A 20,301-nucleotide genomic window follows, 5' to 3' on the forward strand; every position below is an offset into this window, starting at 1 on the left:
CACTGGAAGCCGTTTATTCCGCGAGGAGAGATTACCGAATCCTCCTGGGATACACAGATGCCCAAGCTGAATCTGCTCATCCTGATGCTCAGCCATCCTTGGTTAGGTCGCCCATTTAACCTCCCCTAATTATCTTCGAGCAACGAGGTGACCGCATACCGCATTGCAGCAGGACAGTGAAAATAAAGTCCTCGTGCGCTCTGCCCTACGAGTTGCCGTTGAAGGGAGGAAACTCCAAGTGCTCATCTAGATGCATTTGCAGCAGCGCCGCTTCGATTTGCCTCGATATATCTTTGTCCTCTACGACGGCCCAGTGAAAGGTAATCGTGTGCCCACGCGCCAACAGCTGATCGGCTTTTGATCTGATCAGCCAACCGTGCTTACCTGATGGGTAGCGATACCCGTACAAGCGCGATCGATCCGAATCGCCTCCCAGCTGGCCCGTCTGGCCAATGTAAAGCACTTGGCTGGTGCCAAGCAGGCGAGGAAACCTTTATCCAAGTATTAGCGCGTATACGGCAGGCGAGGGCAAAAAGTGTTGGCTATCCCGCAGTGTGTCTATCCACGGTGACGTATTTGGAAGGGTGGAGATGATGTGCCGAGTGGTTGCCATGGAAGATGTGATACGAGGGGTGGACGGAGTAGGAATATCGCACTTTGGCATCAGCCCTTCAATCCAGCGCCCGGTGATGCAAGCGTGAGCCTCTGAGCCGCTGTTTCCTTGTCCGACCCGGCGTACGCCCTTCAACGATAAGGTTGGGAGGATTCCACACTGCCTATCAACTGGCAGCCGCTGCTCCTTGGAACGCATCTACATTTGGAGCTGCTTCGTCGGTTGCTAATAGGTTCCATGTAAACGAGTTGTAGACATGGAACGAAGGTAGCACGCTGTTGATCTGCCCATCGTCAAACCAATGATGTGCGATCCCTGGAAACATATTGGGATCAACAGGGTGCTTGGCGTTGGGATTATGAAACATGGAGAGCCCTTCGGCCCACGTCTCGGTCACGGCACCTTGCTCTATCGTGACGAGAAACGGATCGGGTATCGCCGCATTGGGGTCGTGACGATGTTTCGTTCCCCACCTGACGATGAGCTGATCGGCACGGCCGAACCCTGCAAGCCGCCCCATGCGGTTAAACTTTGAAATCGTTCCGGACGCCGAGAACAGCACCGCGCTCACATTTTCTGCCCCAGGCTGAAAGAAATAGCCTGATGGGATCGTTTTGCCTTGGTACTCATGAGTCTCGATTTTTTGAGGCTCGATTACCAACTGGTTCTTGTCGTCGAAGCTGGCGTCATGGCTAATGGCGTAGAGGTATTCCATCAGCGCGGGGGAAGACCAGGTCATCGATTGGTCTTCGTGAAAGTCAGCGATCGCAAAAACAAGCGGGTGCCCCTGAACGTGCTCAAGGTCCCAGTATTTGTTTTTTCGATTGAGTTTCGAGTATAGGGCGCTGCCGAAGCGAATCGGAGCGCGGGTCTTCAGCAGTTCCCTGACCTCCTCCAGCGATCGCATCAAGGGCAAATCCTCCGTTGGTTTAGGAGGCGGCTCATCACGCGGGGAGGGGCCTACGGTCACCGCTTCAATGAAAACCTTGGCCCTACCATCGGTCACTTCAAAGTCTGGTGCTTCGTGCTCCTTGTTTACGAATAGGTCGAGCTCGAGAAGCGCAGCGTACAGGTACAGTTCCCAAATTCTTGAATCAAACGCAGTAGTTTGGAATTGCTCAACGAAATTGCCGTCAACGTCGACGAAGTGGCGCATCATTTCTTCCATGATTCCCCGTGCTGGCAGCCAATGTGGCTGGTGCTTCAGCACCTGGAATGCACGGTGCAGCTTCTCTTCTGGTAGGTTGGTCTCAAATAGCTCGACGCCTGCCTTGTCTGCGTGCTCGTCGCCTTGCGGAAAGACAGTTTTTCCGCTCGCGATAAGCTTTCTGAATGAGGTAAACAACGCATGCCGTGCGCTTATTTTGTTCATGCCGAACTCTACCTCGATCCCGCGGAACCGACCTTTAACGTCTCTACCGAGAATCACGAACCCATGGTCGCGATCTGATCGATCCTGGATCAGTACACCGATCAAATTTTCTGCCTGGTCAGAAAAGAACTCGAGCTCTAAACCTATGTACTTGGCGTTCGGCGAACGTGTCCATGCGATGAAGGCGTTGTACCGCTCTGGTGTCAGCTTGACGACCCCGCTTTCATCAAACAAAGCTGCTATTCGCTGAGCTTTAGTGCCGCGTCTCTTTGCTTCACCCATATGTTGCCCTCCCTATCCCTTTAGGCCGTACCCAGCGTTGTGTAGTGGTCTAATGATTCCGGACACTCCCTTAGGTGAGAGTACACACCAGACTGAGGTGTCAGATGAACAACACAACGGGACATTCTGTGAGCATCGATACTCGCGCTAAAATACGAGAGGCATCGGCAAACGAAATTAAAAAACCATCCTGAGAGCTGGGTTTGATCCCATACCGCCTTTGCAGAGGTTGATCGCTACGGGAACAAAATTGGCTTATCCACTCAACTGATCCAGCAAGTCGTGTCCTGTCCAGGTAAGCTGATACCTTCCACTATCACAGGTCAAAAAGCCACCATCCACCATCAACTTCATTCCATAAGACCAGTCGTACCCAGAGAGTCGGCAGCTGCAGCGTACTTATCCAAGTCCAAATAGGTAATTCCAGTAATGTCAGGGGATTCCTGGACAGAAAAAAGGATGCATCTGGCGACTTCAAAATTACGTCTCATTGATCATCCTTGAATCATCTTTGAATGAAAGCAGCAGCATAGACCATTTTCGCAAATCTGCTTGACGATCAGCCTGATGTGAACGTCGTGATTGAAAATGGATTCCTCATGCAGGTGAACGGGCGCAAAGCATGGTCGTTCACGGATGCCCCCAACGGCGCGACTGCCAGCGCGCAGATCTCCAGTTTGGTCGAGACCTCGAAGGTAAACGACCAAGAGCCCAACACGTTGTTGCTCGATATACCGAAGCGGCTTCCGCGTGCGCAGTCGATGGCCGACTATGAAGCGCTACTACTATTGAACTGCTAGCCAGGGATGCCGCGGTAAGCGAGTCGGCTGTGTGGCGATCGGTGTGGTTTTTGGATTAGATACAGTGTTTCAGGGTTCGTAAAAAGCTTTAATCTTCGGCATCAGTGTTTCTTACGATGGATACCGGTGGAATAAAAAAAAGCGAGCGCTGTGCCGCAGGTACGACAATGTCGCTACTCTTGATGCTGCTGCCTTTACGTCGCTTGGTACGGCTGTGCTTGTCGAAAACGTCTATGTCCTTGCACATGAGTGGCATGTGCAGTGCGTCGCGGACGATGCTCTCATTTGCCATGGTGGCATTCGCCATACTGCGCATCATGGCCTCGAACGTCTGGTTGGGGCTTTCGTAAATCCTCTTGGGTAGCAACTCCGAGAGCTCTGACACTATACGTTTGCCCGTCACGTCATTGAAAAAATGCTGCTCACCAAAGCCGAGGCTACGCTGATCAGTAACTTCAATGTCTCGCTTGGTATCATACCCGACGAACAAAGATGGTGTCATGAAGTGTGAAAAATGGTTGCCGTACTTCCAATGAATTTCCTTCATAACGGCGTTTGCGCGGTAGTTTTTTGCTAGATGTATAAACCAGTAAGTTCGAGGATTAGGCCCAAATGGTGTAATAAAAAATACAGTCATAAACTCAGCACCACTTTCTTTCAAAATCCCCTTCGCGAGGAAGCGCTGAATGAGGTGCTGCCACTCATAAGGCATAGTGGCTTTATAGTAGGAAATCATCTCCCACGGTATGTATTTTTCTAGGTTGATATTTTGTAAGGCCTTACGATTTTCATCTCGATCAGAAATATAGTCAATCAAGCTATCTACGTTGAAGGTAAGCAGGACCTCTGCATTTTTCACGTCATTAAAAATTGATCTTATGCTGGAAAAAGGTACATCCTTGTATGCGTACTGATCTAACAAAAACAGGGCTCTTTCAGATAGCTTGCTATTCTTTATCCGCTCTATAATGCTCGGCAAGACATTTGTAAAACGAGACTTTATAGCGAATACGTCTTTGCCGATAAGGTGAGAGTAGCCTTTTTGAGCTAGGATAAATTTCAGATGCTCTATATTGGACTTTTTGATATCAATAAAATAATATTTGGCGAGTACCTCTCGAGGCTTTTTTCTTAATGTGTTTATTTCTGCAATTGTCTGCTGAACGGTGTCCAGGGCGATGATTGGCGAGCCGAAATGAGTACCTAATCCATTGTCATCAGTATAAATACCACCTCCGCAAAATCCATCAATGATGTTAATGCCTATCCGAGGAATTCGCTCGTTGCTCATAACAACTGTAATATATTTTCGGATGTAGTCTTCGATGATCTTGTGCTTGATTTTGCTGTGTGGGTCAATCTGTGGGTATGTTCCAGTCTCAACATTCCACTTGTATTTTTCATCCTTGGCCATGCAGAAACCCTTTAGATCAAGCTAGATTCAGTAGCGGTATTTCATCCCAAGTTTGGCCGTTTAGCAGCCGTCCGTTGGCTTTCTTTGAGCGCTTTACTCCATCGGCACCCCAACCGCCCCATTGCTTGAAGAAGAATGCCGATCCGTAGGAGTCGCATTGGCGGTGGATGTTGTCGATCCATTCTTGTTGCATAGGGCGAGCTTTCGCTCCTGACTCTCCTCCTACTATAACCCAGTGGATGTCTGTGAGGTCGATGTCGCCTAGATCCTCTAGAAGCGGCTCTGCGGAAAGGAACCGTATCGTCGAATTGATGCGACGCAGGCAATCAATGCGAGGTACTCCATAAAGTTTGTCTTCCACTGATACACCTAGCCAAGCGTTAGGTGGCGGTGTGCGACTGCTGAAGTACTCTGCAAGTCTCTCTGCTCGCTTAGTCAAAATTTGAAAGGTGTGCTGATTCGCGTCTCGAATAACTTGAAAAACCTGATCAATATAATTATCTGGAACCTTTTCGTGAAAAAGGTCAGACATAGAATTGACGAAATAAATAGTGGGTTTTTTACGCTGGAGTGGCTCGCGCAGTTTTTCAGGTCGTAGGCTCAATTTAAAACCATTTTCATACCCTGGAGTCCCCATCGCTTGTAAGCGATGAGCCATATTTTCAGCGTAGCAGTTTTTACAGCCTGGCGATACTTTGGTGCACCCAACAATAGGGTTCCAAGTCATTTCAGTCCACTCTATGCTAGTCTGAGTACTCATTGCAGTTTAGCTCCTGTCATGCACGGTAGTTATGTCAACTCGGACGCGCCTTTAATGATATCGATAAAAAATTCGCCACTTTTTTCGTGGCCCTGCTTATTATGGCAGTATAACATACTCATTATAGAAGCCTAGGTTAATACAGGTATTCTTATGGTTTGGTAGCCTTTTGTGGACAGGTGGTATGACCTAGCATCAACAGTCTAACTTGGCATCGGGCGAGGAAAGAATCCAGCGCTCACTTTTCTTTGCCCAATCAGGTTTGACCGGTTTTTTTCTACGTAAGCGTATGTCCTTGTCTATGTTTGAAACTCTACCTTCGGCGGCCAGCTCTTTGAAGGCAAGTTGTAGATCTGTTGGGTAAAGTTCTGTTTCCATAAGGAAGCTAGCCCAGCAATCGTTGTCAATCAACAGAGGAGATGAGGTAAGACGACTTAAGATGTAATTTTTTGCCAGAAAGCGATTGTCTTCAGCGCTAACCATCTCTGTATGGTCTTCCGATGATGCAAAAAGGTCTTGGATGGGTAGCCTTTTTATCGCCTGTTGCCTTAAGCGTATTTCAAACTGGCTTACGCGCTGAATCATATCCATGCGCTCAGCTGCTTCTTTAAAAACAATGATGCCTTTGACATGTCGCGTGAGGTAAATCAGGAAGTATAGCGCTCGGTCATGGCCGGGCCGCTGGACTTTAACGTAGGCGGTCCTCCCCTTGTAAAGCGACGCAATAACCTCGCGGTACTGATCGATGATGAGCTGTTGTCGTTCAATCGCTGTCTCGTTACCGGATAAAGCGAGCTGCTTGCCAAGTAACGCTTCAATATTTTCCTGCTGAGCTTTCATCGACATGGCTCTGTTGACGAAGTCATACATGAAATTTATTAAAAACTCTGCACGATTGAGTGCCAAGAGCGGTGCGAGTACAGGCGCATTGATCACTTTTAGCCAACCTTTTGGATCGACGAAAAAGAACGTAAACCCGGTTGAAGCCCATCGTGCAATTTCGCCGATCATAGTGGTGTAATCACCGTGCAAACTGGTCGCGTCGACAGTACTGTCTGAATTTTCGGAAAGAAAATTTTGAAGCTTGGTGTAAGCGGCGTCATTTTTTTCGATGTAGAGGGCGCGAAACTTCACTTTTGCATCGTGTTGGTCTTCAAGAGACTTTGCGCAGTCCTTCATAAGATTCATGGAAATACCGATGGAAGTATCTCGTAGATTATCGGACTCCTCAGACCATGGGCCAGCAAAACAATCTACATAATTGATCACCTTCTCATTGCGGCCAATGATCATGAAGAGTCTTTGAAGGTAGGTCTTCAGAATGGTGTGTTTAACGTAGGCTTGCTCCCTACCACGGTACTCAATAGGTACTGGAGCCATATCACGTCCTTGCAATTTAATGTTTTTGCAACACATGCGACGCCGCACGATTGCCTAGAGTGGTGATACGATATCTCACATGGCTTGAACTGGCTACCGTGATACGCAAGTCTGACGGGGCGGCGGTATGATTAGGTTTCTTAGCTAGTGCTCGTTTCAATTGCCCTTGGTCTATAGGTCGTATCTTGCGGACCGTTACTAGCGCTGATTTTTGTCGATTGATATTGGATCAGCATTGCACCGGCAACTGGGTCGATTTCGCATCAGCGGCAACAGTTATTGCTTAGCGGAGGCCCCTCATGGACCAGTTGCAGCGAGCTGCCGAAGCTATTCTGATGGCCAAGAAAATCTTTTTTTAACGGGCGCCGGTATTTCAGCGGCTCAGTGAGCTGACGCTTGAGCAGATGGAGATATCCAAAGGCGATCAATTGATTCGACCTCACCGGCGCCCGCTGCAATGGAAAGCTTCGACCAGGCGTTGTGTGGTTTAAGGAAAATTTGCCAGAAGCAGCCTTGCGCCTGGCCACTCAGCTAATTAGGGGTTAGCGAGTTGCTGATTTCAGGCGGGACTTCGGGCGTGGTCATGCCCGCAGCTAGTCTCCCGCAAATGGTCTTGGCTGCCAGCGGCACCGTTATCCATGTGGATATCGGGGACGTACGCATGAGAGTTGCTGATAAAATTATGTTGTTGGGGAGTGCTGAATCGCTGCTGCCTGTTCTGATCCAACAAGCAGGTGTTAAATGAGCTTCAACGGATATCTCAGGCGCTTTCATGCAGTTTCGAGCGTCGAGTACACCATCCATGAGCAATCAGAAGCGGGCGCACAAGTTGTGGCCATCGTTTATTGGCTCCATTGATCAACACATTCAACGATTCTTTGCCTTGCTCATATCCCCACAGCATAGCGAAAGCCAATTGCAGCAGCAGCATAGAGAGGAGCCACATTCCGGGATAGTTAGGAATAGAAAAAACGCCTAGCGCGCCCATAATGGAAATCGTGAACCAGATCCCCGAGCAAACTGTAAATGACTTGATGACTGCCCAGACAAAGATGGTCGTGCTTCGGCCCGCGAACAGAGGCATTGAAGCCACACCAAACAATCCACTTATCACGTAGCTAAGCAATTGTGGAAGGATGATGGCTACCAGAAGTCCGAGAAAGACCAGCAAGTCGGTGTTGAGGTCGGACATGAAATGCAACCCCAACTCCAAGATGTGACCGTAATCCCCCACAAATTGGCCGTGCTCGTTGATGGCACTGGTGTATCTGGCATGCAGCCCTATTTCGGCAGTAACAATCACTGATAGAGAAAAAAAATACCAAATTATCCGCAGGCCGGACGGCTGCGTACGAGCTAACAGCCAGTTGATTAACGCCAACGAGCCGACTTCAAGGATTGAGGTTAGGGTAACAACAATAAAACTGGACATTGATGTAATACTTCCGTCGGATGAGCTGCGCTTAAGACCACATAGCTTCAAATTTGAAAATGCCCAAAGCTGGATCGAGGATGACCAGAATATCCAAAAAAGTAACGAACAGAATACCGATCCTCAACAAACTTTAGCCAGGTGCCACCGATACGGATGCCAGGGATATGGTGCCTCATGGTGGTCAGATAGGCATGGCTGGTGGATGATAGTGACGCCAGCGTACGATGCCAAGATAAAGGCTTACAGTCCATGGCGCAGGGAGTGTCCCATGAGCGATCAGATACGGAGGTGGACTAGATGCCAAGATCCATAAGATGGCTCCGATGACCTGATCGACATCTGTAGTGGTGAACTGATCCCGGACACGACGTTAATCTCCGCTCCACCCCATAAGCGGAAGCTTGCTCTTCTTCAGACGATCACAGACGGGATCCCTTTTTGGCACCCTTGGGATGTCAAAAAGCTCTGCCGTGAGGGGGCATGCACTAACATAGCCCTGAATAAGTAAGTCTTACAGGTCTCCGTCAAGAAGGCTGTAGCAGCGGTTCTGCTTAAACGTAAGCTGTGACAGTGGGCCAGCGCAGAGGGCATTGTCGAGAGTTGCCCTTTGCCCATCATCCGTCGGGCAGAAAAGACACAAGGAGGAACCAGTGATGAATGATATGCCGGCGTTACCAGGTGGGGAATGGACCATTCACCCTTTCAGCTCTATGGAGCCTGAAGCCCTGCGTGCGCATCTGGTTGCGCGAGGCTTTGAGAGCCAGCTGCAGTTGCCAATACTGCTTGATCAGGTATGCGCCTTATTGCGAACGTGTTATCCAATGCACTTACTTGCAGTTATAGCTATAAACGGCTTGCAGGCTCCGGTCTCTGCACAAGGCGTGGGATCACAAGGTCTGATTAAGGGTGTCACACAGCCTCAAGTGGAGTTGCTCCAAGCATTGATTTTGACGTTGCCCACAGATCGATGGGGTATCCGCCCCGCAGAACCCAGCGAGATCCAGCAACTGATTGAGGATTTGGATGCATTAACGAGTGCTTTCTACCAAGAGAGATATACCACGCTAACCAAGGTGGATACGGTGGAAGAGCGCGCGATGCTGTTGCTTCAGGAGCGTGTGCGAGGACATACGCAATTCGTGCGCAATTGGGGATACCACGGCGCAGTACTGCGCATTACCCGTGAACTTTACGGCAGCATGGATGATGAAATTAGGGCAGTATACGGTTTTGGCGCAACCGACCTAATTGATATCGCGAAAGCTGTGCTCGTAGATTTCGAACAGGGCAGCTCAGCATGGATGAACCGTCTTTTTGCTGTGCTGCGTCGTGAAAACATGGCAGACATGGTCCACGCATTTTTTCGCGAAGCCGATTTTGTAGAGGGAGATCCCGAAGATTTTTTACAGCACCTGCCGGACAATATCAGCCGCGAGCAAGTGGCTATGGAGTTATGGTCTCACGCTGATCGACAGCTAGTTAAGCTAATGTTGGTGGATCCTGAGCGTATCGCGCTGGCCGCGGGGCGCGATCAATGCATAGTGCTTCGGGTGCTCGAAAAGTTGTCTCTAACCCCAGGGAGCTTAGGCGCTGACACTATCACACACTTTTTCATGGGCAATCCGGTTTGGTCAGCACCGTGTATTGATACCGGGGTTGAGTATCTTCTGCCCATGCCGCAACTGATATTCAGCCATATCAACGGGATCATGCGAGTGCTGTTAGACGGCCTCACGCCTGCGGTAAAAAAGAAAACGTCCCGAACGCGGGCCGATTACTTGGAAGCACAGGTCAGCGGGCTGCTAAGCGAGGCACTCCCGGGAGCCCGGCTGCAGACGGGCGTTAAGTGGACTGTCGGGGCAGATCGTTACGAGACCGATGTGTTGCTTATTATTGATCGTACCATAGTGATTGTAGAAGCGAAGTCCGCCGCGCTAAGCGTGTCAGGACTGCGTGGGGCGCCAGATCGTGTCAAACGGCATGTTCAGGAGTTGATAGTTGAGCCGGCCTTGCAGTCCGAGCGCTTAGCGCAGGTTATCGACGCCGCTCGCCAAGGGGACGAAGGGAGCCAGCGTATCCTTTCTCACCTAGATATAGATGCCGGGGCTGTCAGTCGAGTTATTCGGCTGTCAGTAACTCTCGACGACTTTTCCATTCTCGCCAGTTGCGAGTCGGAACTGAGGGAAGCCGGCTGGGTACCGGCAGCACTGACTTTGGCCCCCACGCTGAACCTCACCGACCTCGGCTGCGTTGTAGATATTCTCGAGGAGCCTGCTTACATCCTCCATTACCTAGCCACTCGCGGCTCTATCCAGCGATCTACTGGGTTGCTGGGTGACGAACTAGATTACCTTGGGTTTTATCTTAAAACCGCGTTCGGCATGGGCGATGTTGCGCGCTCCGGGACCGTTTTCGCTATAACAGGCATGTCCGGCCCGATTGACCGTTATTACACTAGTCGGGACGCCGGAGTTAGCCTTTCCAAGCCCCCGTTGCAAATACCCGAGCTACTTCGCCGCATGGTGCTTCAATCTCAATGCCGTGGCCGGCTGGGGTGGACAACAATCTGTATGGCTTTGCTCGATGTCGCTTACCATGCAGGAGAACAATTTGAGGATGCACTATTTTCACTCGCTCAGGCTGTTGCGAAAAGTCCCGATGATTCTGAGCAGCCGCGTGGACTAGCAGTCTTGTCTGCGGCCTATAGCGATATTGTGGTGGCTTTTTTTGTTTTCCCCAAATCCCAAAACGGTACTTGCAGAGAAGATGCTCTGCGGTTTGCCGAGGCCGCTCTGACTGAGTCCGGCAAAGCGCGCTGTGTGGTGGTAGGTCGTATGCTCGAAAGATGGCATTTGCCTTACGAGTTCACCGCCGTGGTGGTCGCGGACTGAATCTATCGCTGTCGGCAATTAGAGATCCGCATCATGCAGCCCGACCCCAATTAGCGGCTTAGAAAGGCCCACGCAGTTGCCGCTGGTAAGCTGGCAAGGCGGTCTAGCTGCTGGCATCACCGTCCCCCAACGATATAGTATGAAGATCGTGCGGGAAGATGGCGTCCTGCCTGAAAACCCAAACAGACACGGTGATAGAGCGCCGGTATCGGTTGCATGCAAAGCATTTGGGAGTTGTAAGGCTTCCGTGCAGTATATTACGTCTGGTGTGTCGCTTTGCTCGTGTAGGTCACCAATATTCTGGGGTCATGACGGATACACTTCGGCTGGCGTTTACGAGAGGGTTGATTGCTCGATGTGCAGCATTTGGTTCAGTCCGCGCTGCCGAAGCCCGTCGCCAGGGATAAGCCTGCCGTAGTCCATGACATATCCCACGTCCAACATGAATCTATTTACGCTATTCACGTCACATGGGGTTCGTTGCTCCCCGTCAGCGAATTTAGAAGGGTGCTCAGATGATTGATAGTCCAGGCTCAAAATCACCTCAGGTGCTCCCCCCAGCATTCATATATTTCCCGCCAGTCTCGCTGCTTGTAGAAGTCATTTTCGGTGCGACCGCACTGGAACGAGCTTATGAGGGAAATCCTCAGGTGACCGCACACTGGCCCAGCTACAAAAGCTTGAAAAAATGGTTTCTAGGGAAGGTATTTTGCGCTCCTACTAGACCGTCTAGCTTGCGATCATTGGATGAAATGGGAGGAGATATGCAGGCTGCCGGGTTCATCGTGCCTGATATTGTCTGGCAACCCCATTGCGAATGGACCTCACTACTTAAGCAAGGTCTGCTGAGAGATCACCGCTCCATCGCTATGTGGGCAGGGCGTTTAGAGTGCGACCTTGAACTGGCAGTCAGCTTTGTCAATCTTCCAGATGTGAGTGATCGCATACAGGCGATCATCCAATGTCCCTTGATTCATGAACTAGGCGCTCCTAGCAGTTGGGAGCGTATGACATCCAAGCAGTGGGTGGGAGATGAGGTAGCTCTCCTGCACTCTTCGTTGCTTAAGCACAATCGCATTGCTGACGCCTACAGCTGCTTTGTACGGTTCTTGGCGTGGGTGGTGGTCGATGTGAGTCTTCAGCATTGGCAAAAAGTCGTCGCGGCTGGACAGGAACACGATGTTTTGCTGCTGACACTCGTGCCTCGTTTTGACCCTAAAACCTATGAATGGACTCGACCACTTGGAACTCAGCTCCGAGAGCTGGCAATACACGCAGGTTACGATCGCCAGAGGGCGCCCAGTGTGTTTCTAGGCGAACTCTGGTCGAGCGTGGCGGGACTGGCCGAGGAAAAGGAACGCACCTTGCGCAAGTGGGAGGCCGAGAAGCCTGTACGGCCTAGAGACAGCAGCATTAACAGTTTGCTCGCCAGCATTGAGTCACAACTTCAGAAATATGGAGGTATGTGGGCTGAAAGCGACGTGCATCGCCGGCGCTTTCAATTCGCTTGGGCGATGATTGCTATATTGCGAGACATGCAGCGGTTGGGGTTGCCGGATGTGCTTATCGATGAGGTTTTCAGTTGCTATGCGCTGGAGTACCGCCTCGCGCGAGACAAACTCTGCAAGCCTATAGCCTGTTGGCAGGCGTGTTGACGCCTGCCTCACACCTAACGCTCATGTTCTCTCTGTTCTGCGATTTGCCTACCGCGCGAACCCTGATTCTTATCCCAAGTGACATTTGTGCCAGGCGTAACTACGTTGCCATTGCTCATGTCGGCTTCGCGGCTGCCGGTCGGACGTTTGCGTTTCTCATCCATCAATCTTCGCCTTGGTCTGCGGTTTCTTCCCAATCATCTGGCCGCTCATCCTCACCACGCGATTGCCAGTAAGCGTCGTTGTTAGGGTTGAGTTGGTTCGAGTGGTTGTCGTCGTTGTGTTTGCTCATTTTTATCTTCCTTTAGATACCGTCGCCCCCGTGGCGACATCGATAGATTGCGGCAAACGAGGAGTGATACCGAGGAATCAAAAAAGAAAAATCTCTTGCATCGCCGTCTGGACGCCTATGACTCCAGTAGGTTGAAGGGCTGCCGAGCTGTTGTTCCAGTAGAAGGTTCTCGACGGAAGAGTCGCGGTTGTTGACGCTGATTTAAAGCGTCGATGAGTCAGTAGCCTAGAAATAGCGGTCTACTTCAGGCCTTCCTTGGTAAAAATGAAGCGCGGGGTAATTGGGGCAAATGTATTACCTGCAGACCAACGGATTAGTTTGTGGTCCGCTGGCGGTTTGGGGGTGTTACAGGTTCAAGCATACCCTGACAAAGCGAGAAGGCGTGGCAGCAACACCTTCTCTTGTCATACGCCTCTGGCCCCGCTGTGGGATGTAAAGGGCTAATGGACTGCTCGATCAGGCAGTCCCGGTGGTAACTGCCGCGACCCCGACCGGTCGTTTGAGTATATGGAAGCCTCAAGGCTTATCGTCACCATCACGGATCTTAGTGAAAACTATCCCCCCTTCGCCCCTGACTCTGCTTGTGAGAGCTAAACTGAGGCCAGTGTTGAGCATTAGCACCCAAGCGCTGCTGCGAGACAACTCTGAGGGTTTCGCCATGACCATGCCAAATGAACGCACGCGTGCAGTCATCCAAACTGGTAAGTTTCTGCTTGAGCTGTCCCGAGATTCATCGCTGCCCGAACGGATACGACGTGATGCCAAATTTCTCCTACGTCACTATCCAGATCAGTTCCAGGTGCTGCTGGCGGGACGTATTGAAGAAGGTTCAGATCCTTTAATATCGCCAATGGGGCCAGTGTTCAGCTCTTCCATCGAGAACAGCGATTACTCCCCAATCTCCGACGCAGCAGACGCCCAAAGCCCGGAATGAACGACTTGGATAGGGCCATCGAATCCCTGGCGGCCGCTCGAAAGGTCGTATTTTTCACCGGCGCCGGCATCTCTGCGGAAAGTGGAATTCCAACATTTCGCGACAAGCTCACAGGCGTTTGGGCGAAACACGACCCTGAAAGGTTGGAAACGGCACGTGCTTTTCGAGAAAACCCTCAAATGGTTTGGGGGTGGTATCTGTGGCGGCGTTTCCAAGCTGGCCAGGCCCAACCAAACGCCGCTCATCTTTCTATTAGCCAACTGGCAAGCACCGGCAAAAAGGTTTCGATCATCACTCAAAATATAGATGACCTGCACGAGCGGGCGGGGTCTCAGAACGTCGTGCATTTGCATGGCAGCTTGATCAAGCCGATCTGCTTTGCCTGCAAGCGTCCGGCGTTACTCACGACTGACCAATTTCAGGTTTCTGCAGAAGGACAATGGGTAGAGCCGCCCCGGTGCACACGTTGCAATGGGAAACTCCGACCTGGTGTTGTGTGGTTTGGAGAGGACCTGCCTGCAGGTGCTTGGAGAGTAGCAATGGTCGACGTCAAAAATTGCGACGTTCTGATCTCCGTGGGAACGTCAGGATTCGTAAGGCCTGCGGCGGATATTCCTGAAATCGCATTGGCATCTGGCGCAACAGTTATCCACGTCAACATCGCAGACGTTTGCCTAGGAACCTCAAACGAGTTGATGCTGATGGGCTCGGCCGCGCAAATGTTGCCTGCGCTATTACAGGCTACAACCTCGATGTAACTATGGCAGCAGCTCAGCACGATGTGTGAGTGCTTTCACAGCGCTTATTTTGCGGGTACCCGCGGCTTAGGCGACCCTTTGGATTCGAACAGCAGTCGGCTGTATGCATCCTCCAAACCGTCCGAGTTTGCTTGGGCTCCCGCTCAGTGCGAGAAAAACCTTAACGTCGTGTCCGGGAGCAGTTGACCAATACAGTTACGACCTGCACGTGGCGAATAAAAGTCAGTTGACGGAGCACGCACTTTACTCGATTGGCGGGTTGTACGAAGTCGAGCGACACGCCAAGGAAATGAGCGACGAAGACCGCTGGCGATTACGTCAAGAAGCAGCGGCGCCCATCGCTGAAAACTGTATGAGTAGATGCTCGCCCAACCGGAATTTGTGCCCGAGGGGGCGGCCAAGGCGCTGGATAAAGCCTTAAACGCTGGATAGCGCTGACGCGCTACGTGCAAGGTGGTGCTGCGCCCATCGACAACAATCATATCGAGAGCGTGATCCGACCGCGGGCGCTTGGGCGGTCGAACCGGTTGTCTGCGGGAGCGCTGCGCAGCGGCAAGCCCGAGGGCGGGGGCTGCAATGATAAGCCTGATCTAGTCAGCGCGCATCAATGGGCATGACCCATATTCATATCTCGAAGATGCACTGACTTGGCTTCCAACGCGACGAGCCAGCTAGATTGAGCGACTACTGCCGCATCAGCGTATGCCTGCCTAATCTGCGCAAGGTGTGTTTGCTGGCCGCTCACGGCTCACTGTTAATTTACGAGTTGGCTTGGGCTGGCGGATCGAGGTAAATCACTGATCGAGATGTGTCTCGGTAGTGTCTATTTGGCTATAGTGTTCTATTTTAGAGGACGAATGCTGACAAACTTTCCAAAGTAAACGTCTGTCTTTTGCGTGAACAACTCATATGAGAAAATTTCGTCGCCTTGGATTGTGATCATGCCAATATAAACGACGGTAACTTCGTTATCTTTTTGAAAGCTGATGCTCATAGGCGATTCTGCACCATGCACGTCCACAACTTGCATCGCCTTGCCTTTAGAGGCAGGGATTTTTTTTACGTAGAGAGTATCTTCAGTCCTATCGCTTTTAAGGTAAGTCAAAAGCTCAATCGGCTGGTCTTTCGTTAGTTCCATTTGGTGCTCCATTTTCACTCCTTGCCCAAGCCTCCAGCACTGTGCCCTAAAAAGGCCTCGAAATGCAATCGTTGGGCCACCATCGGCTGCTATGCACCGCAATTCTGCCTGAAGGCAGTGCTCTGGAGCTAACGAGATGCACGCAGACGTGAGCAAAGCTAAAAATGCACATTATGGGAAAAAAATTCAACTCGTTATTGGACGCTGCCCTCGTTGGTGCGCAAACCGTCAGGCTCGCCTAAGCAAAAAACTTTACGTTTGTAGGCCTAGGCGCGCAATCAATGTTCATCATTCTCAGATTTCTCGTTATGAGAAGGCAGGTGAGCAGTGTCGGTAAAAATCTGCATCAAATATGCACATTTTCTGCAAATTGAGGACAATAGGTTAGAGTCCTCAACTGGAAACGCGAGCTTAATAGGCTAGCTAAGCATGCTGATAATTTTTCTATTTTCGTGCATAAATATGTTGAACCCATATTTTGAAGAGGCTCCTGGGACGAGATGTAAAAGTTCAGTCCCGGCAATCTGAGCCATTTGTGCTGGGGTTTTTTTGCCTTTTCGTCTGCTACTATTTTTTAGATATTGCTCGGCAAGCTTTGAGAAGAAAATCATATCGATTGCGCTTCCATCAATCCAGTCTACCGATTCTCTGTAGCCTGCGATCCACTCTAGGTTAGTCTTAGGCGCTTCGAGCAAAAATTTTGCTAGATCTTTATTTCCGGTTAGGCAGGTTCCAAAATAGAGCCCTTTTACTTGCTGGGTTACGTTGTGCATAATGAACATGTTTCTAAGTTCTGTTCTGCTTGTGTACTGTTCGCTCGCTCCTCCAATAGTTGTACTATCCCCATGAGTTGCAAGATAGACGACTTGAGTTTGGCCGTCGTTGCAGCGCATACTTAAACCTGTTGATAGTGACTTTGTTTCACTAAACATGTCATAGTAGAAAGCGGAAGGGTTGTCAAAATGAATGCCTGCGAGGGCCTCAAATAATGGTCTGACACTGTGGTTTCCATCGCCCCACCAACGTGATTCAATAACTGAAAATACGCACTTAGACATTTTCTATCCTTATATATTATTAACACGTCCTAAGGGGAGCCAGCTTTGTCGACGACGATAGCTATAACTCCGGTCTCAGCGCAGCTTACAGACGATCTCTTCCAGTATCGATAGCTGATTCAGAAGCGCTCGGATGATCAGGCAGGCATTCTGGGGCTCGCCTATGCTTCGTACGAAAAGTCGTCACAGGTAGAATTGCCGCCATGATTGGCTGGAGGCTCGCATGGCAAAGCGTTACTAACTCTCCAATATATCGTGGGGATGATCAAAGATCTGGTTTCTCCCGGGCAGAGAATGGGGCGACTGAACAGTGATGATCGTCTGATGCTTTATGGAATCCTGTGCTGGTTGGCGGTGTAGAGAATTTTGGTGACTGGCGCGATGCCGGTGCGTTCGACCAGATACCGGAACGCTTGCACTGATCGATTCGGATTACCTTGATGATCGATTCCATTGCGGTACGTGCAACCCGAGCCTCTTCAGATGCCGAAAAAAAGGGGGCCTGAAGAACTGTTAGACTATGCTCTAGGGCGCGGTCGAGACCGCCTGGTAACCATTAGTCACACAGTCTGCGATGCCAACAGCGTGCCTTGGCAAAGGAGTGAAGAACAACATCAGCACGGTGGCGCTGAGCATACCGCCGAAGACTCCAGTGCCGATGGCTCTCTTGCTGCTGAACCTGGTCCGCTAGCGAGAAGCAGAGGCAATGTATCAAACATAAACGCCACGATGTCATTATGATAAAGCGCAGCCGCACCCGTGAAGCATCTAGCAGCGTCCGATGAGTATCTAGTCCATCACGTATCAGGGTTTCTGCCACTTCTACGATAAGAGTTGAGGTTGTTGCTCACAGGCCGATGACAATGTTCACGCTGACTTTGAAATATAGATCGTCGGACAATCCCTGCATCGTGCTCAACAACGATGTAACGAACACGCCCATAGGCATTGCAAGCACCACGGTCAGGGGAGTCGACCAACTCTCATAGAGACGATTCAGGGTTTCTGTTCGCTCTGCCTCGTCAATGTGCCTAAAGACACGATTCCTCAAATAGTGCTTCGAACGATCATTAGCGGGCGGGGGATAAGCGAGGGATTGCAGGGTATCGAGCGTGGATTTGTTGATAGGTGGCTGCAAGGGCGGTGCCGTCGCAACAATTTCAGAAACGTCGCATTTATTTAAGAATCCTACAGCCACCCCCGACCAGCGCAGGACCCGACGCCGAGTGATGAGGCTGGCGGAAAGGACGCTGGGGCCAACTGGTCAGCGGGGCGTGACTGGCAACCGATTGAATCGCCGCCACCTCCAGCGCTTCGAGTTCATCCAGTGGTGGCAACAGCCCTGGCAAACGGCTCGCGAGCAGCGTTTTGCCGGTTCCGGGTGGGCCGCTGAAAAGCAGGTTATGCGCGCCCGCGGCGGCCACCAACAGAGCGCGTTTGGCCGCGGTCTGGCCCTGCACTTCACTCAAGTCGGGATAAGGCTGTGTCTGCAGAATCAGGCCATTGGATTTATAAGGCGCGATGACCGTGTGCCCATTCAGGTGGGACACCAGCTCCAGCAGATGACTGACCGCGATCACCTTCAGGCCTGACGCCAGACACGCTTCCTCGGCATTCACCGCCGGCACGATCAACGTGTGGCCCGCCTCCCGCGCAGCGAGTGCCGCCGGCAGCACGCCCTGTACGGGCCGAATCGCACCGGACAGCGCCAACTCCCCCAGACATTCAATGCCCTCCAGCGCGAGCGTTGGCACCTGCGCGCTGGCAGCCAGCAAGCCAAGTGCAATGGCGACATCGAAGCGTCCGCCGTCTTTGGGCAAATCGGCAGGGGCCAGATTCAGGGTGATCCGCCGCGCCGGGAATTCCAACCGACAGTTGAGGATCGCACTGCGCACCCGATCCTTACTCTCCTTGACGGCGCCTTCCGGCAGACCCACCAGCGTCAAGCTGGGCAGCCCGTTGGCGAGATGGGTTTCAACGGTCACGGCAGGGGCTTCAACGCCAACTTGGGCACGGCTCAGAACGATCGCGAGGGACATGGCTTTCCTTGTAGGCAGCACCGCTTCCTGCGGCGAGCTGAAGGATAGTCATTGCTCCAGCGCTTGGCCCCGTGCATGTTCTACGGCATGTGTATGAATGGAAGGAAGGAGGAGTGATGACCAGTAATGGAGAGTGGCCTGTGTATCCAGGGGAAATTCCAAGCGAGGAGTTTCTCGAACCGCTGGCCACTACGGTCACCTTTGCCGGGGCACGAGCCTGTGACTTCGAAGCGCTCGTCGCCATCCGGATTGACGCCATGCGTGAGAGTCTTGGGCGCATTGGTCGCTTCGATCCCGTGCGCGCCCGCGAACGTTTCCGGGACGGCTTTTCCCCCGAATTTACTCGCCACATTGTGGTTGCCGGAAAGCGGGTGGGTTTTGTCGTGGTCAAACCGCGCGTTGACGGATTGTTGCTCGATCACCTCTACATCAAGCAAGGTGCACAAGGATCAGGAGTAGGTTCGATTGTCCTTCGTCAGATCTTCATGGAAGCGGATGCGGCGTCGCTGGACTTGTATGTCGGGGCTCTGAAAGAAAGCGCTTCAAACCGCTTTTATACTCGTCATGGTTTTCAGTTCGTCGAAGCGGGCGAATTTGATAACTATTATGTTCGGCACGCTGCTCAAGGCTGCCCGCCATTGGGTGGCTGAACAAAGCCTTCACAAGACCGTGCCGACATGGCGGTACGCTTGGCGGCGTGTTTTGAAACTACCCCGGAATTCTGGCTGAACTTTCAGCTCACCTACGACCTGCGCAAGACAGAGATCGAGCGAGGTGAGGCGATCAAGGCCCAGGTTCAGCGCATTGCGCACTGCGCCTGAGCACATTCAGCTTTTGAAGCTCAACCTTGTGGCTCAGCCCCTGACGCTTTCGGCTGCGTCGCCAACTGCGCTTCCATCTCCGCCATCTTCGCTTCCAGTGCCTCAAGTCGGGCGCGGGTGCGGGCGAGGACGATCATCTGGCTGTCGAATTCTTCCCGGCTGACCAGGTCCAGCTTGCTGAAGCCGCTCTGCAGCAGCGCCTTGAACTGGGTTTCGAATTCGCTGCGTGGAACCGGTGTTTCGCCGTTGAATAGGCGGGAAGCGTGGCCGCTCAGGGCGTCGAGAAAAGCTTTGGGGGCGAGCATGATGAAACTCCAGAATCAGAGGGCGCGAGTGTAGCACGCAGCTTTTGACCTTCCGCCGGACGCGATGCGCTGCACGCTTTTCGCGCATGGCCCCGGGCACGTGCGCACCGTTGTTGTGCGGTGATCGCAATCGACGACTACGCTAAGGCGTGTATTAACAGTCGAAGGGCCGAAATTCATGCCGATTCATGAGATGGCAAGCTTTCTGCTTAGTGGCTTGTAACCCATGCACTGATGCAGTCGCTGTGACGAATGCAGTGCGGCAGGCGGAGCGGGGAATGTTTCGTCAGAAGCGGTTTTCTGGAGTTGGTCAGGTCTGTTACGGACACGACGCGTTACAAAGCCAGACACTGC

The 20,301-nt window shown here is 51.7% G+C and carries 14 protein-coding genes and 5 pseudogenes; 9 read left to right on the forward strand and 10 right to left on the reverse strand.

Annotation, left to right across the window (positions count from 1 at the left end; genetic code table 11):
- Positions 1-779: 779 nt before the first annotated feature.
- Positions 780-2,267 carry a glycosaminoglycan attachment protein gene (locus IFT47_RS11830; RefSeq protein ID WP_192171426.1) on the reverse strand — a complete coding sequence of 496 codons (1,488 nt, stop codon included), beginning with the start codon at positions 2,265-2,267 and terminating at the stop codon, positions 780-782.
- A 605-nt stretch (positions 2,268-2,872) separates the two neighbouring features.
- On the opposite strand from IFT47_RS11830, the pseudogene IFT47_RS11835 reads away from it, so the two are divergent.
- A pseudogene (locus tag IFT47_RS11835) lies at positions 2,873-3,067 on the forward strand (IS66 family transposase); the annotation flags it as partial.
- A gap of 88 nt (positions 3,068-3,155) precedes the next feature.
- Here IFT47_RS11835 and IFT47_RS11840 read toward each other — a convergent pair.
- From IFT47_RS11840 to IFT47_RS11855, 4 genes are all read right to left on the reverse strand, one after another.
- Positions 3,156-4,481, reverse strand: coding sequence for a three-Cys-motif partner protein TcmP (locus tag IFT47_RS11840; protein ID WP_192171425.1), 1,326 nt, complete (start codon positions 4,479-4,481; stop codon positions 3,156-3,158).
- 16 nt (positions 4,482-4,497) lie between these two features.
- The gene (locus tag IFT47_RS11845; protein ID WP_192171424.1) at positions 4,498-5,241 is read right to left on the reverse strand and encodes a phage Gp37/Gp68 family protein; all 744 of its coding nucleotides are present in this window, start codon (positions 5,239-5,241) and stop codon (positions 4,498-4,500) included.
- A 195-nt stretch (positions 5,242-5,436) separates the two neighbouring features.
- Positions 5,437-6,621, reverse strand: a complete 1,185-nt coding sequence (gene tcmP / locus IFT47_RS11850) for a three-Cys-motif partner protein TcmP (protein ID WP_192176530.1) — start codon at positions 6,619-6,621, stop codon at positions 5,437-5,439.
- Positions 6,622-7,381: 760 nt separating this feature from the next.
- Positions 7,382-8,053 (reverse strand): hypothetical protein, encoded by a 672-nt coding sequence (locus IFT47_RS11855; RefSeq protein ID WP_192171422.1) that lies wholly within the window; start codon positions 8,051-8,053, stop codon positions 7,382-7,384.
- 656 nt (positions 8,054-8,709) lie between these two features.
- On the opposite strand from IFT47_RS11855, the gene IFT47_RS11860 reads away from it, so the two are divergent.
- Together IFT47_RS11860 and IFT47_RS11865 are read left to right on the forward strand one after the other, a co-directional pair.
- Positions 8,710-10,947: a hypothetical protein gene (locus IFT47_RS11860; protein ID WP_192171421.1), complete on the forward strand. Its 2,238-nt coding sequence runs from the start codon at positions 8,710-8,712 to the stop codon at positions 10,945-10,947.
- Between the two features lie 515 nt (positions 10,948-11,462).
- Positions 11,463-12,602: a hypothetical protein gene (locus tag IFT47_RS11865; protein WP_192171420.1), complete on the forward strand. Its 1,140-nt coding sequence runs from the start codon at positions 11,463-11,465 to the stop codon at positions 12,600-12,602.
- Between the two features lie 163 nt (positions 12,603-12,765).
- Here IFT47_RS11865 and IFT47_RS27875 read toward each other — a convergent pair whose 3' ends face one another.
- Positions 12,766-12,894: a hypothetical protein gene (locus tag IFT47_RS27875; RefSeq protein WP_274598084.1), complete on the reverse strand. Its 129-nt coding sequence runs from the start codon at positions 12,892-12,894 to the stop codon at positions 12,766-12,768.
- 607 nt (positions 12,895-13,501) lie between these two features.
- Here IFT47_RS27875 and IFT47_RS11870 point away from each other — a divergent pair.
- The 3 genes and pseudogenes from IFT47_RS11870 to IFT47_RS11880 all read left to right on the forward strand — a co-directional run.
- Positions 13,502-13,828, forward strand: coding sequence for a BPSL0761 family protein (locus IFT47_RS11870; protein WP_342367042.1), 327 nt, complete (start codon positions 13,502-13,504; stop codon positions 13,826-13,828).
- Positions 13,825-14,586, forward strand: coding sequence for an SIR2 family NAD-dependent protein deacylase (locus IFT47_RS11875; RefSeq protein ID WP_192171418.1), 762 nt, complete (start codon positions 13,825-13,827; stop codon positions 14,584-14,586). Before IFT47_RS11870 ends, IFT47_RS11875 begins: the two co-directional genes overlap by 4 nt.
- A gap of 196 nt (positions 14,587-14,782) precedes the next feature.
- Positions 14,783-15,261, forward strand: a pseudogene (locus IFT47_RS11880) (IS66 family transposase); the annotation flags it as partial.
- Between the two features lie 166 nt (positions 15,262-15,427).
- On the opposite strand, the gene IFT47_RS11885 reads toward IFT47_RS11880, so the two are convergent.
- Positions 15,428-15,724, reverse strand: coding sequence for a hypothetical protein (locus IFT47_RS11885; RefSeq protein WP_192171417.1), 297 nt, complete (start codon positions 15,722-15,724; stop codon positions 15,428-15,430).
- Between the two features lie 419 nt (positions 15,725-16,143).
- Positions 16,144-16,782, reverse strand: a complete 639-nt coding sequence (locus IFT47_RS11890) for a hypothetical protein (protein WP_192171416.1) — start codon at positions 16,780-16,782, stop codon at positions 16,144-16,146.
- 250 nt (positions 16,783-17,032) lie between these two features.
- Between IFT47_RS11890 and IFT47_RS27615 the strand changes: the two are divergent.
- A pseudogene (locus IFT47_RS27615) lies at positions 17,033-17,373 on the forward strand (IS5/IS1182 family transposase); the annotation flags it as partial.
- A gap of 596 nt (positions 17,374-17,969) precedes the next feature.
- On the opposite strand, the pseudogene IFT47_RS11895 reads toward IFT47_RS27615, so the two are convergent.
- Positions 17,970-18,821 (reverse strand): annotated as a pseudogene (locus IFT47_RS11895) (YifB family Mg chelatase-like AAA ATPase); the annotation flags it as partial.
- A 116-nt stretch (positions 18,822-18,937) separates the two neighbouring features.
- On the opposite strand from IFT47_RS11895, the gene IFT47_RS11900 reads away from it, so the two are divergent.
- The gene (locus tag IFT47_RS11900; protein ID WP_192171414.1) at positions 18,938-19,471 is read left to right on the forward strand and encodes a GNAT family N-acetyltransferase; all 534 of its coding nucleotides are present in this window, start codon (positions 18,938-18,940) and stop codon (positions 19,469-19,471) included.
- Positions 19,472-19,492: 21 nt separating this feature from the next.
- Positions 19,493-19,642 (forward strand): annotated as a pseudogene (locus tag IFT47_RS11905) (addiction module antidote protein, HigA family); the annotation flags it as partial.
- 20 nt (positions 19,643-19,662) lie between these two features.
- Here the strand turns inward: IFT47_RS11905 and IFT47_RS11910 are convergent.
- Positions 19,663-19,947 carry an accessory factor UbiK family protein gene (locus IFT47_RS11910; protein ID WP_192171412.1) on the reverse strand — a complete coding sequence of 95 codons (285 nt, stop codon included), beginning with the start codon at positions 19,945-19,947 and terminating at the stop codon, positions 19,663-19,665.
- Positions 19,948-20,301: the final 354 nt, after the last annotated feature.

The sequence above is a fragment of the Pseudomonas sp. CFBP 13711 genome (assembly GCF_014842265.1).
In the GTDB taxonomy this organism is placed as follows: Bacteria; Pseudomonadota; Gammaproteobacteria; order Pseudomonadales; family Pseudomonadaceae; genus Aquipseudomonas.